This window comes from Shewanella polaris, from assembly GCF_006385555.1.
Lineage (GTDB): Bacteria > Pseudomonadota > Gammaproteobacteria > Enterobacterales > Shewanellaceae > Shewanella > Shewanella polaris.
Genome location: NZ_CP041036.1, coordinates 3,368,215 through 3,381,692 on the forward strand (window position 1 = coordinate 3,368,215; position 13,478 = coordinate 3,381,692).

General features: G+C 40.1%; 10 protein-coding genes. 5 read left to right on the top strand and 5 right to left on the bottom strand.

Annotated features, from left to right (window positions below):
• Positions 1–206: 206 nt before the first annotated feature.
• Positions 207–1,259 carry a GGDEF domain-containing protein gene (locus FH971_RS14620; RefSeq protein ID WP_140234820.1) on the top strand — a complete coding sequence of 351 codons (1,053 nt, stop codon included), beginning with the start codon at positions 207–209 and terminating at the stop codon, positions 1,257–1,259.
• Between the two features lie 410 nt (positions 1,260–1,669).
• On the opposite strand, the gene hpf is transcribed toward FH971_RS14620, so the two are convergent.
• Entirely contained in the window at positions 1,670–2,026 is a 357-nt protein-coding gene (gene hpf / locus FH971_RS14625) for a ribosome hibernation-promoting factor, HPF/YfiA family (RefSeq protein WP_137226392.1), read from the bottom strand.
• A 425-nt stretch (positions 2,027–2,451) separates the two neighbouring features.
• Here hpf and FH971_RS14630 point away from each other — a divergent pair, with 425 nt between their 5' ends.
• Positions 2,452–3,102: a DsbA family oxidoreductase gene (locus FH971_RS14630; RefSeq protein ID WP_140234821.1), complete on the top strand. Its 651-nt coding sequence runs from the start codon at positions 2,452–2,454 to the stop codon at positions 3,100–3,102.
• A gap of 423 nt (positions 3,103–3,525) precedes the next feature.
• On the top strand, positions 3,526–3,963 hold the full coding sequence (locus FH971_RS14635; RefSeq protein WP_140234822.1) for an OsmC family protein: 438 nt from the start codon (positions 3,526–3,528) through the stop codon (positions 3,961–3,963).
• A 363-nt stretch (positions 3,964–4,326) separates the two neighbouring features.
• On the opposite strand, the gene FH971_RS14645 is transcribed toward FH971_RS14635, so the two are convergent.
• From FH971_RS14645 to FH971_RS14660, 4 genes are all read right to left on the bottom strand, one after another.
• Positions 4,327–7,623: a S41 family peptidase gene (locus FH971_RS14645; RefSeq protein WP_140234823.1), complete on the bottom strand. Its 3,297-nt coding sequence runs from the start codon at positions 7,621–7,623 to the stop codon at positions 4,327–4,329.
• 179 nt (positions 7,624–7,802) lie between these two features.
• Positions 7,803–8,660: a hypothetical protein gene (locus FH971_RS14650; protein ID WP_140234824.1), complete on the bottom strand. Its 858-nt coding sequence runs from the start codon at positions 8,658–8,660 to the stop codon at positions 7,803–7,805.
• Complete coding sequence (locus FH971_RS14655; protein ID WP_140234825.1) at positions 8,657–9,274, bottom strand: sigma-70 family RNA polymerase sigma factor; 618 nt, start codon at positions 9,272–9,274, stop codon at positions 8,657–8,659. The genes FH971_RS14650 and FH971_RS14655 overlap by 4 nt, the downstream gene beginning before the upstream one ends.
• Before the next feature lie 21 nt (positions 9,275–9,295).
• On the bottom strand, positions 9,296–11,152 hold the full coding sequence (locus FH971_RS14660; protein WP_140234826.1) for a vWA domain-containing protein: 1,857 nt from the start codon (positions 11,150–11,152) through the stop codon (positions 9,296–9,298).
• A gap of 304 nt (positions 11,153–11,456) precedes the next feature.
• Between FH971_RS14660 and purE the strand changes: the two genes are divergently transcribed.
• A complete protein-coding gene (purE, locus tag FH971_RS14665) occupies positions 11,457–11,948 on the top strand; it encodes a 5-(carboxyamino)imidazole ribonucleotide mutase (RefSeq protein ID WP_137226385.1) in 492 nt (163 codons plus the stop codon).
• On the top strand, positions 11,948–13,033 hold the full coding sequence (gene purK, locus FH971_RS14670; protein WP_140234827.1) for a 5-(carboxyamino)imidazole ribonucleotide synthase: 1,086 nt from the start codon (positions 11,948–11,950) through the stop codon (positions 13,031–13,033). The genes purE and purK overlap by 1 nt, the downstream gene beginning before the upstream one ends.
• Positions 13,034–13,478: the final 445 nt, after the last annotated feature.

Below are 13,478 nucleotides of genomic sequence, written 5' to 3' on the forward strand. Positions count from 1 at the left end.
TGACGTAAAGCTTGTTATAACATTTAGCATTATTATTGTGTTCATCATTGCAATCTCGTTGAGCACTTTTAAAAAGATCATTTGATATAAGTTCAATTCATGGCAATCTGAATGGTAACGTCTATACATATTGTTATTGAATATGAAACATCTTTGAAATCAATCGTAGTTTCACTTCTGCCACAAAGTGTTTAAAGGATTAACCATTGCTAACATTTATGAACAATGAAACTGAAAATAACGCAGACCAACAGCAAACTCGCGTTATATCCCTGTTTTCACTCGTCGGAATGTCAATGACTTTTATGATGGGATTCATAAGCTTATTTAATAGTAATCATGAGTTAACCATTACGCTATTCTTCGCCAGTATGATTTATTGTTTCGCTTACATTAGTCTCAAAAAATACCACACACTTAAACTTAGCTCTTATATTACGATTTACTCATTGTATTTATTAATGTTCTATTTGGTGTTTACTGGCGGGGTCGAACAAACGGGGCCATTGTGGATTTTTATTGTGGCGCCAGTATCCGTTTATATACTGGGGTTAACATCTGGTCTAATTAACCTTGCGTTTTTCTTGACTGTTATTGCTATTATTATATTTTTACCTACTGATAGTATCCCGCATGTAACTTATTCAATGGAATTCAAACTACGTTTAATATTGTCATTTCTAACCACTACTTTCCTCTCCGCATTATATGAATATTTAAGAATGATATCCTTCAAAAGTGCATTGGAATTAAGCAAAAAATATCAACAATTAGCGTTATCAGACCCGTTAACGAAACTGGCTAACCGACGTAATGCGTTAACCATTTTGCAGCAAGAAAAATCAAGAACATCAAGAAACGACGATCCCTTGTCTATTTTGCTCTGCGATCTTGATCATTTTAAAATGGTCAACGATAAATATGGTCATAATTGCGGCGATATGGTGCTTACTGAGCTAGCACAAGTATTTACAAAAAGTGTAAGACAGCAAGATTGTGTTGCGCGCTGGGGAGGTGAAGAGTTCTTGTTTATTCTCCCGCAAACTTCAGCTGAACAAGCTTTTGTCATTGCAGAAAAAATTCGCATTAACGTACAACGTCATAGCGTGTATTGTCATGAACAAGACATCAGCCTGACCATGAGTATCGGAATTTCACAGTTAACCGATAATCAAACTATTGATGAGATGATTAATAATGCCGATCGGTATCTGTATCAAGCTAAAAAGAATGGTAGAAACCAAGTATATCCTCAGTAAGCAGGCTCTATCGGCCTATGAGTTAAATTATTCGATAAACATATCACTACCGCATGAATGCTGTCATTTACTCGATGATCTCGACTTATCATTAACTGTCATCAAAAAACAATATGGTCTGTCATCGAACTAGATTGTATTTATAAGGCTGCGACATTGCACTATGTTGAGGCAAAGAAAGGTTTATGAAGCAAACGGTTAAGGTATTCATGTTTATCAGTATTGGATATTTTCTTAGCATAATATCAATCTAAGTAAAACATTCACTAGCTTCTAGCACCTAGGTTTTATTTTCATCAGCCTTATATTCGTTCTTGCTGACGTTGACTTGATTATCGCTTTCGATAAAATTAAAACAAAAAACGCAGCGTAGGCTGCGTTTTTGGGACTCATTGAAAAAACGAGTATGGTTAACTTAGGTCCATTTCTTGAACTTTTTCGTAAGCAATTTCAGGCGCAGTAACATCTGGTTTATCATGCAAATCTGCTTTTAATTGGCCTTTACGTTGCTTTAGCGCTGCATCTAATTTTTTAGCTGCGCTGGTAATAGCAGGATACATGACTAAGTCAGTTCCTTTAGCCGCAATGCGAGTTCCTTCATAGTTAGTTCTAATTTCTACATCAAATTCACCATGCTCTTTGGCAATGATGACATCTAGCGAAATAAGTGTTGGAAAATGGCTAGCTATTTTAGCGAATTTTTCATCTACGTGTTGTTTGACAGTATCAGTAACATCAACATGGTGACCAGAAAGATTTATTTTCATAGATTGTCCTTAAAAGAATTTACTTGCCAAATTTGTCGCGTATTACAATTACATGCTGACATAAATCGTGTTGTTGTACAAATGTAGGCAGACATATTTAGACATCGGACATGTGCTTTGTATCACAAGTACTCAAGCCTAAAATGTGTTTTATCTCTACCTGAACACTTTAATGGCTATATCAATATTAAACGTGCATGGGATATGTCAAATTAACCTAACCCCTACATTGATTAAACATCAGATTACTGATTAAGTATAGACACAATTCAGCTCTAAAGATTGCAATTTTTGTGTTGTTTACACAAGTGATGGTAAACCATTCAATTTACCGCTAAAAGCAGTTAATTTATAAGCAACTATACATTTATTATCTTTTCAGACTTTGGTAAATGAAGTCGAATTAATCATTAACAGGAACATTCATGGCGACTAAGCAGCTCCAAATTGACATAATTTCAGACGTAATGTGCCCTTGGTGTATTGTCGGTTACCGCCGACTTGAGCAAGCATTAAGTCAATTCAATGATTTAGACGTTAACATTCAGTGGCATCCTTTTGAACTTAATCCAAAAATGGGGCCTGAAGGGCAACACCTAGGTGAACATATTGCCGAAAAATACGGTTCTACACCTGAGCAAAGTGCGCAAAATCGTCAACGATTAACTCAAATGGGTGCCGATTTAGGCTTTGAGTTTAACTTTTCTGACTCATCACGTATTTACAACACTCTTCAGGCCCATCAGCTACTGTATTGGGCGGCAGAGTCTGGTAAGCAAACTGAATTGAAACTGGCATTATTCAGCAGCTACTTTACTGAGCAGAAAAACCCAGATGATATTGAAGTCTTAATTGAAGCTGCAGCGCAAGTCGGTTTAGATACTAATGAAGCACGCGCAGTGCTCACTGACAAACGCTTTGAAGCTGCCGTAAAAGAGGAAGAGCAACTTTGGATCGGCCGTGGGATCCAAGCCGTGCCCGCCATAGTGTTTAATCAACAGTATTTAATCTCTGGCGCCCAAGAACCTGCCACTATTGCTGAATTAATTACCAAATTGACTACCGAAGAAGCTTAATCAGAATAAATAACACAACTAGCGTTCAGTGTTTGAGGTTACTCGATAAGTGATAAAGGTGATTGATTTTTTTAAAACCTTTAATCAACTGATTTATATTGGTTTATTAAAATATAGACAAAGCTTATATAAAGAAAAACCAGCGCAAGCTGGTTTTTCTTTTTAAACAGAGAAACATCATATCTTGACCTAGACGTCAACGCTTAGTGTTAATCACTCAGGCAGCAAGGTTAGCTGTAGTGATTTGAGGACATGTTTATGTACATTTATTCGACCGAGTTCATAGACAATAGGCGGTGCTTGGTGTTGAATATATAGATATTAATTACCATTAAAAGAATACAATATAACGATGAATATTGTACGTTTTAAAAACGTTAAGTCGTTATAAACACCACTTTTATGTGGTTTTAGGAGTACAAAATGGGCTTTAAAGTAACAACCAATTGGCAATCTTCACCTAGTGAAGAAGGTGAATTTAATCGCGACCATGAGGTTAAGTTTGGCAGCGGACAAACCATCCAAACCTCATCTGCTCCTGAATACAAAGGCAATGCAGATAAAGTGAATCCTGAAGAATGTTTACTGGCGGCGCTATCGTCATGTCATATGCTGACCTTTTTAGCCATTGCTCATTTAAAACGGCTTACTGTGGCGAGTTATATTGATAATGCCACTGCAGATTTAGGCCAAAATGCCGCAGGGAAAATTGCTGTAGTAAAAATGACGCTTGAACCTAAGGTGATCTTTGCTGAAGGGGTTGAAGTAGATGACGATACATTGGCAAAAATTCATGAAAAGGCGCATGCAAACTGTTTTATTGCTAACTCATTAGCCTGTGAAGTTGACATTAAACATTAGGGCCTGTTGATCTTTCAAGATTGTTTTTGCAGTGAATTGTTGGTCATTTGTACAAGGCAGAGACTTTGTGGTGTAGTTATTCTACATAAAAAGTCGATAACGCAGTAAAAATGACCAACAAACGCTGCCCGAAGGGTTCGGCTAAAAACGTTTTACTCTTTGTTGAGCGAATTTAGCTTAGATTGCTAGGCAGCAATCCGCTCGCCTCGATTAAAACGTTTTTATCTCGAACAAAATTTAACCTGCAAAGATCAACAGACCCTAATATCGCCCAATAATCGACTATCTTACAGCCATAAAATAACCCTCCAAAAACAGTGTTTAAGGAGGGTTGTTTTTTTAGCTGCGTTTTTCTTTTACAACTTATTTCGCTTTAATGTCTGCCGCAGGCCCCTTGGGAGGTATTAGCTGACCTTGTAATGGTTTAATAGGCTGTTGCACTAATTCATCTTTTAAATAATTAATTGCAGCTTCGAGCTGAGCGTCTTTACCGCTAAAAGTAGCATAAGGTAAGTTATCGACTTCAATGTCGGGCTCAACCCCGTGACCTTCAACCACCCAACGACCGTCTATGGCATATTGTGGGTATTCTGCCACTCGAGCCATGCCTTTATCTGTAACGGAATTACGGCCCGATAACCACACTCCAGCGCCAGCGGTTTGCTTACCGATAATAGGCGCAATGTTTAACGCTCTGATCCCCGCGGAGAATGTTTCACCGTCTGAATAAGTCATTTGATCGGCTAACACCACTAAATGGCCTCTGAAAGTTTGCTGCATATTTGCATTCGTGCTGCCATGAGTTGGCTGCCAAAATGCCCAAGCTCGGCGCAATAGCTTTTCAATAATCCAGCTGTCGATGTTACCGCCACGATTGCGGCGAACATCAATGATTAACCCGTCTTTATCATAGTTAGTATAAAACTCGCGAGCAAAGCTTTCTATATCACCGCTACCCATAGCGTATAAATGCAAATAGCCAATATTTCCTTTGGAGGCTTTAGCCACTTTATCGCCATTATGTTCAACCCAGTCCAAATAACGTAGCTTGGCATCGGTACCAATATCATGTGGTGTCACTATAGTATTAATGTGTGTTTTGCCACGCTGTAAACCTAATAGCACTTGTTTATTGCCTTGGTTACGTAGCAATTGTGTCACTTCAGCAATATTGGTGACATTTTTGCCATTAATGGTCTTAATCACATCGCCATCTTTAGCATTAACTTCAATACGAGCAAGTGGTGATACAGACAATGGTAACTCAGCATCAGTTTGATAAATATGACTGACGATTACACCTTTATCGGTTTGTGTCAGTCTAGCGCCTAAAGCAGCAGCTTTGGCGGCATCAGTGTCACGAGTAATATCACCACCACGCACTTGTGAATGCAGTGAGTTCAGTTCGCCCATCATTTGCATGAAAATATCATTGAGCTCATTACGATCGGTCAGTCTATCGACCAAAGGTTGATACTTAGCTTTAGCGGCTTGCCAATCTACCCCACGCATTTTCGGATCAAAAAACGAATCGCGATGCATCAACCAAGCATCTTCAAAAATTTGCTGCCATTCTTGCGGTGGCGAAATACTTAATTGCCATTGATTAGTACTGACTTTGGCTTGAGATATATCGCTAGGCAGTTTGTCTCCGGCAGCGACAATCATGATATTTTTAGGATCTGATTTTTTGCGCAGCATTAATTTACTGCCGTCTTTTGATAATGAGTATTGACCCACATCTTCACTAAAGGATTCAACTTTCGGGCTTATAGGTTCAAACTTAACGAGTTTTAATTCACTACTTTGTTGATTACTATCAAGTAAGTACAGTTTGTCTTTAGCGACCGTTAAACTGTTGTAATTTCCAGCATCCACTGGTACTTGCCATAAACGTTGATTTAACCCATCCCAATCAACTTTAATTTTATTCACCGAATCAGAATCTTTTTCATCTGCTTTTTTAACGTCTTTATTGATCGTTAATTCAGTTGGTTTCGCAAATGGAAATGACGCTTTAGTATTTAAAGCTAATGCAAAAATTTGGGTGCGTTTGTCAAAAATAGGTCCCATATTACGATCGCCCCAAGGCGAACCTGGATTAGCTTTAAATTCGCGATTAGACAGAAAATATAACCATTTACCGTCAGGACTAAAACTCGGCGAAAAAGATTCATACTTATCTGTGGTGACGGTTTGTGCTTTTGAATCGTTAATTGAATACAACACAATTTGAGGACGTTGCTTTCCAATTTCTGCTTTGGTTAGGGCAATAAATTGACTATCACCAGACCAGTTAATATCTTGATAAGGACCAAGACCTTCGCCATTTTTGATGATTTTCTGGTTATCGTTACGGGTTAAATCCAATAACCACACATTGCCCATATAATCATCGTGAACCAAATAACGACCATTAGGTGATAACGATAAACTGGTGCGTAAGGTATTGCCATCTTTGGTGAGCTGTTTTGCCCCTGCTGAACCGTCGGCTGGATATTGCCAAATTTCTTGCTCGCCAGATGCGTCACTAATGCCATACACCCATTCCCCATCGTCACTTAATAGTGCATCGCGAACTCGGCTATCGGCGGGTGAGTTTATTTGTACTAAACGGCGGCCATCATTACTGGCAATAGCAACATGACTGCGAGCGGTAATCACTACATTATCGCCTTGAGGGGCGAATACCGTTGAAGTGGCATAATCCATAGGATCATTTACCCATTGCTCGCGGCGATGAGCAAAGTCACTGGTGAGTTCAATGTCGAGAGTGGACTCAAGCAGATTATCCAAATTAAGCAGTTTAATGTCGGCACCTTGCTGGAACACAATTCGGCCATGATTAAGTTGGGCGTCGCGCACTTGCCAGTCGGTATATTGGGTGTGCTGCTTAATATCTTTACCGTCTACGGTCATTGACCAAATATTGTCATTCCCAGACTGATCACTCACAAAGTAGACTCGATTATTCCATAACATCGGCTGTTTAACTGAGCCTTCATGTGTTGCCGTTAATTGCTGAGCTTCTTTTTTACTGCCTAACTTATAACGCCAAATCTCACCTTTTGCACCACCACGATACACTTTGACATTGTCGCCACTGACTTGCAGACCAAATTGAGTAAAGTAAACATATTCACCTTTATCATCAATTGTACCTTCTACGGCGTCAGCTAAAGGTAAATTGGTGATATTTAAGGTTTGTGGATTAACCGTTTTAAGTACCCAAAAGTTAGCAGGACCAAATGCATTATCAGTGGAATATAATACTTCGCCAGATGCGGTCCAGCCTTGTAAACGTACACGGCTGTTTTCAAAACTAACCCGTTTAGCCACGCCACCTTGAATAGGCATCACATAGACTTCGGTTGCGCCTTCATAATTAGCTGTATAAGCCACCCACTTACCATCTTTTGAAATGGTTGCATCCATTTCTTCAGCCGCCAAACTGGTTAAGCGACTGGCTTTAGTTTGGTTGTTGTTTTGACTGAGTTCAGTAGTCCACAGATCCCCCTCTGCAGTAAACACTAAAGTTTGATCATGCAAAGCGGGGGCGCGGTAATAACCTTGATTTGAAGCGTTAGCAAATATCATTGATGAGCAAGCTAAAGTGCCTAAAGCCAGCATACAATGCGTAACGGAGCGACGGAGTTTCATGGTGAGGAGCATCCTTATTAGCGTCGAGAATATGAATAAACGTGTTATCGAATCGGCTGTTCTATTTATTCTTTAACGTTATCAGAGTTGCAGTGGATTTAGCAGTACAAAAATGTAACTAAAAACGGCTAAACCATATTGGCTTAGCCGTTATTGTTTTTAGCCTATTTTAATTTCGATTATTTCGAGGTTAATTGTATTTTAATCTTATGATATTGCTCATAAAGTGGATGTGATGGATTTGATAATTCAGGGAAACGTTGATCCATAGTAATCATATAACGCTCGGCTTGGATAAGTTTGTTGGCTGCCATTAGGGCTTGTAAGCGAGCTAAGGCCACATCAGGTGTATCTAGTTGAATAATACCTTTTGATGCGTTTTCATTTTGCTGTTTCAATAACTGTATCTCTTTGTCATTGCGTTGTGACTGAAATTCAATGGTCTTTTTTTGCATTGCAACATCATTGGTTTTAGCTGCCTCCGCTTGTTTTGCACTGTCAGTAACAACTTGTGCCGGCGATGCACTCATTAGTGTAGGCCGCTCACTTGATTTGATAGTTAATATTTCAGTGATTGGATCACTATTTTCTGAATCATTAATGGATGACTCACTATTAGTTGCAGCATGTTTGGCTTTCATCGACAAACCTTCAACAGCAATGGCTTTTTCGGCAGCGGCTACAACTGAAAGCGATTCTACTTGTTGGGGTACAGCTTGCTTCGATAAGGCTGGTTGAGTGGGTAGACCTTGTTCAAGGTCTACACCTATTTGTTGTTGTAAACTTGGGCTGAGCATAAACAATCCGGCCACCAGCAATACCGACGCCGCACTTGAAAATAACCAAGCATTACGTTGCCATAGTGACTTTTTAATCTTTTCCCCCTTTGCTGACACATTAGCACTCGATCGTGCTTTAGCTAAAATAGCTTCATCGAGTTCATCAGATGGTTGCTCCAGAGTTTGCTGGTGATAGGCCTTATTAATTTCGGTTTGTAATACGGTGAACTCAGGCTCATGATCAGTTTGCTTACTCATAATGACGTCTCCTGCCATTGGTTAGCGATACATTGTTTAATACTTTGATAGGCATAGCGAATGCGACTTTTAGTTGCTTCTAAAGTGACGTTGGCGATTTCACTTATCATGGCGGCCGTCATGCCCATTTCGATATTAAGCAAAAAGGCTTCTTTTTGCACTGGCGGCAGTTTAGCAATACAAGATTTCATCATATCTGCTTGTTGCTGTTGCTGAACTTGTGGCTCAGGTGAGGCTTGATCATCAGCTTCTAAACTATCCATAGTTAGATCTTCATCAAGTGCCGTGACCTTATCAAGCGACTTAACCGCGCGCACATGATCAATCAATAAGTTATGAGCTATTTTATACAACCAAGTGGTAAACTTTGCGGTGACTTGATATTGCACTGCTGCGTTAATCACTTTTCCCCAAGTGTCTTGATATAAGTCTTCTGCTAACTGCTGGTCATGTAATTGACGGACAAAATAACGATACAAAGGGCCTTTGTGTTTAAGGTACAAAGCTTCAAACGCACGTACGTCACCAGCTTGGTAGTCGAGCATCAGTTGCTCGTCACTTCCCACTTGGGGAATTGACGACTCATCCTTAGGGTGTATTGATGTTTGCACCATTTAATCCTTTTTGTGACGCATTTATTGGCTTACCGAACGAGTGTCTGGCTCAGTAATCATAACCTGTCTATCGAGTACACTTGCGGTTTTTACCATTTGTACAAACTCATGGCGATAACCAAAACGGTCTTGGCCCATTGCAGATTCGGCCAGAGTAATTAAGTTAGCATAATCAGTATCGTGGACATAATCATTCTGATTTAACAACTGGCCAAATCCTGCGACTGCCGCAGCAAATCTAAAGTCATCGCTGGTTTGGTGTAGATGCGTCAGCTGCTTATCGCGGCTAATAGGATAAGCGATTAATTGACTGGTATGTTCGCCAATCGCTTTATATCGTAATTTTAAGAAGGCCAATTCATCGGTGCTTACCATTGTGTCTTCAACAGCGGGCTTTTCGATGCCGTAACGCAATGGGTCGACTAATCGATTGTGACTGTCGTTATAGCGTAACTCGTACAAGGCGGTAACGGTATGACCAGCACCAATCTCGCCAGCATCGACGGCGTCGTTATTAAAGTCACTGCGATTTAACAAACGGTTTTCGTAACCAATCAGTCGGTACTCAGACACCACTGCTGGGTTAAACTCAATTTGCACTTTGACATCGTGAGCAATGGTTAACAAGGTGGCACTGAGTTGATCCACTAGTACTTTTCGTGCTTCATTTAAGGTGTCGATAAAGGCATATTGACCGTTAGCTTTATTCGATAATTGCTCCAATAAATGATCGTTATAACTTGCCGTACCTGAACCCAGACCAAAACCAAGTGTGGATAAACCAATACCGTTTTTGCTTTGACTGGCTACATAATCAACCAATTGCTGATGATCTGTCATCCCCAAATTAAAGTCACCGTCTGTGGCTAATATGACTCGGTTACTGCCGTTTGCAATGAAGTGCTTTTGCGCTAATTGATACGCCAACTGAATACCTTGGCTGCCGTTAGTGCCACCTTGCGCATTTAACTGATTTAGGGCTGTTTTAATGGCGGTAAAGTTATTACCTGCAACCCCGTCAAGCACCACACCACTGGCACCTGCGTACACCACAATCGACACTTTATCATGCGCCGATAATTGCTGACTCAGCATCAGCATGGCTTGTTTCAATAGTGGCAACTTATCAATAGACGACATAGAGCCTGACACATCAAGTAATAACACCAAATTAGATGCGCCAAGTTGGTCTGCAGCAACATCAAAGCCTTTAATGCCAATGCGCAGTAACTGAGTGTCAGCATTGTACGGTGATGGTGCCAGTTCGGTATTAACGCTAAATGGTTGCTCAGTGCTTGTCGGTGCAGGGTAACTATAGCTAAAGTAGTTGACGAGCTCTTCTACCCTAACAGTATTCTTAGCTGGTAGTTGGCCTTGATTAATTAATCTACGGGTGGTGCTGTAACTGCCAGTATCAACGTCAATTGAAAACGTCGATACTGGCGTTTCAGCGGCAAGCATATTGCCGTTTTGCACTACTGATTCAAACTTATCATTAGCAATGGGTACTGATGATAAATTGCGATCGCTTACGCGGATATGCTTATCGCGAACACTATTGCTGCCGATAAACTTACCACTAACCGTGCGCTGCTCAATTGATGCTGCATTGGCTTTAGCGCTGCTAGATTGTTGTTTAACTCGAATGTATAAATCAGCTTGTGGCTCCGATGCCCTCACTAATCCCACTACCTCATGTAACTCGAGGTTGTCTTGTGAAGTTGAATGAGTTTCACTAGCAGATTGAGTTTTAGAGGTGGATTGAGGCAGACTGCGTTTCGCCGTGTCTGTTGATTCTTGCGCACAACCACTGACTATGATCGCGCTAATAACAATGGCTAATGTACTGCGAGTGAGTTGCTTATGGACATGGTTCATGGTTATACCCCTATCTATCGACCTGTTATTCATATTGGTTACGTACGCAAAGTGACCTTGTATACGGCTAATAACGAGCGCGATGAGTAAAAGGGTTATTTAAATAAAATGTATTTAAAGAGTTTTCGTATTTAGAAATTGAGTGTTAGCCTCATAAAACACTGAAATTGCAGCCAACAGAGCACGGCTTATGCTATTATCTAGCCCCTTTTTTATCGCCTTAATATTGACGTTGACCGCCGCCGTTTCCTACTGAGCGAATTAACTAAATATACTAATAGAATAAGTACGTTAAGGAGTTAACATGCAAGCCCTAGTTGCTGTTGTAATGGGTTCGAAAAGTGATTGGCCTACAATGGAAGCCGCCGCTGAAATTATGGATAAGTTACAAGTGCCTTATCATGTTGAAGTTGTTTCTGCTCATAGAACACCAGACAAGCTTATGGAATTTGCAAGTTCTGCTGCAGATAAAGGCTATAAAGTCATTATTGGTGGCGCAGGCGGAGCAGCCCATTTACCCGGCATGATCGCCTCGAAAACGCGTTTACCAGTATTGGGTGTCCCAGTGCAAAGCAAGGCGCTATCTGGCATGGACAGTCTATTGTCTATTGTACAAATGCCTAAAGGGATTGCTGTTGGCACCTTGGCGATTGGTACAGCTGGTGCATTTAACGCAGGTTTATTAGCCAGCCAAATTTTGGCAATTAGCGACACTGCTTTAGCTGAGCGTTTAGACGCATTTCGTGATGAGCAAACTCGCTCGATCCTTGATAATCCCGATCCGAGAGAAGACTAATGACGTTGCCAAAAAAATTATGGGTATTGGGTGATGGTCAATTAGGCGCCATGCTCAGTCACGCTGGTCAGCCACTGGGTATTAATGTGCGTCCGGTTGATATTATGACACCATCAAATGTTAAATTACCATTAGAAGCTGATGACATTATTACCGCTGAACGCGAGCAATGGCCTGAGTCTCAACTTAGTTTACAACTCAGCCAACACCCACATTTTATTAATGGCCCAGTATTTGGCCGTTTAGCGGATCGTTTTACCCAAAAAAGTCTCTTAGATGAATTAGATGTTGCGACCTCGCCTTGGCAATTAGTTGATGACAATACCAGTACCGAAGCCCTGCATAAAGCTTATGGTGAACGGGTATTATTAAAACGCCGCACCGGCGGTTATGACGGTAAAGGACAACATTGGCTAAAACAGACAGAAGCGACAACCATTCCTGCCGATTGGCGCAATGAAGCCATCGCAGAACAAGCGATTAACTTTGATGAAGAAGTGTCATTAGTTGGGGTTCGCACTCAAGATGGCCGTTGTTTATTTTACCCACTGACGCTTAACCTACATCAAGACGGCATTCTAATGGCTTCTATTGCACCATTAACCCGTTTAGCCCCTTTGCAAGCTGAAGCTGAAGCCATGCTCAGCAAAGTGATGAATGGCCTTGAATATGTGGGTGTGATGGCAATGGAGTGTTTCCGTGTGGGTGAACACTTAATGGTGAATGAGTTAGCCCCGCGGGTACATAATTCTGGCCATTGGACTCAAGCAGGTTGTCACATTAACCAGTTTGAACTGCACTTACGTGCTTTGTGCAATTTACCTTTGCATCAGCCGCAAGTAAATTTTCAATGTGTGATGATAAACTTAATTGGCGTTGATAAAGACGATAGATGGTTAAGCCTGCCTAATGCAGAACTATTTTGGTACAACAAAGAAGTTCGCGTGGGTCGAAAAGTGGGTCATTTAAATCTTTCTGTGCATAATACTGCTCAGCTCACTGACAGTATCAACCAACTTAAAAATTGGATGCCACAGCAATATCAAGCACCATTAAATTGGATTTTGGCAGAGTTTATCAAATAAATCGACTAAGTAAATTCGACCAATATGGTTACCGGATAAGTATAATAAAAAAGGAGCCTAGGCTCTTTTTTTATTATACTCGATTAGCATCATATTGGTTACTGATGTATTTTAACCTTTAAAAATGTAGGTGATTAATAATGACTATTCGACAATTATAATCAACATCCTCCTACTAATGATAAATATAATGAATCTCTAATAATTAAAATTGCTGATTAATTGCAACCACTCTCAATATATATCCCAAGTATAAAACCAATGTTAATCCTTAATTCTTTATCAAAAATTATCTAATGATTTCAATGTTAACTCTCTATTTAATATCCATAATAATTTGAAGAGAACATTCTTCTTAGAACGCAATCACATATTAAAAACAATGTCCAATATCTATTAATTATAATAAAAAAATATAATCCACAACAAAAGGTACGACCTGTTA

What these genes read in the sequence shown, in the direction of transcription:
- hpf (WP_137226392.1), bottom strand. Translation starts at nt 2,026, where the DNA reads ATGAAAATAAATCTTTCTGGTCACCATGTTGATGTTACTGATACTGTC.
- FH971_RS14630 (WP_140234821.1), top strand. Translation starts at nt 2,452, where the DNA reads ATGGCGACTAAGCAGCTCCAAATTGACATAATTTCAGACGTAATGTGC.
- FH971_RS14635 (WP_140234822.1), top strand. Translation starts at nt 3,526, where the DNA reads ATGGGCTTTAAAGTAACAACCAATTGGCAATCTTCACCTAGTGAAGAA.
- FH971_RS14645 (WP_140234823.1), bottom strand. Translation starts at nt 7,623, where the DNA reads ATGAAACTCCGTCGCTCCGTTACGCATTGTATGCTGGCTTTAGGCACT.
- FH971_RS14650 (WP_140234824.1), bottom strand. Translation starts at nt 8,660, where the DNA reads ATGAGTAAGCAAACTGATCATGAGCCTGAGTTCACCGTATTACAAACC.
- FH971_RS14655 (WP_140234825.1), bottom strand. Translation starts at nt 9,274, where the DNA reads ATGGTGCAAACATCAATACACCCTAAGGATGAGTCGTCAATTCCCCAA.
- FH971_RS14660 (WP_140234826.1), bottom strand. Translation starts at nt 11,152, where the DNA reads ATGAACCATGTCCATAAGCAACTCACTCGCAGTACATTAGCCATTGTT.
- purE (WP_137226385.1), top strand. Translation starts at nt 11,457, where the DNA reads ATGCAAGCCCTAGTTGCTGTTGTAATGGGTTCGAAAAGTGATTGGCCT.
- purK (WP_140234827.1), top strand. Translation starts at nt 11,948, where the DNA reads ATGACGTTGCCAAAAAAATTATGGGTATTGGGTGATGGTCAATTAGGC.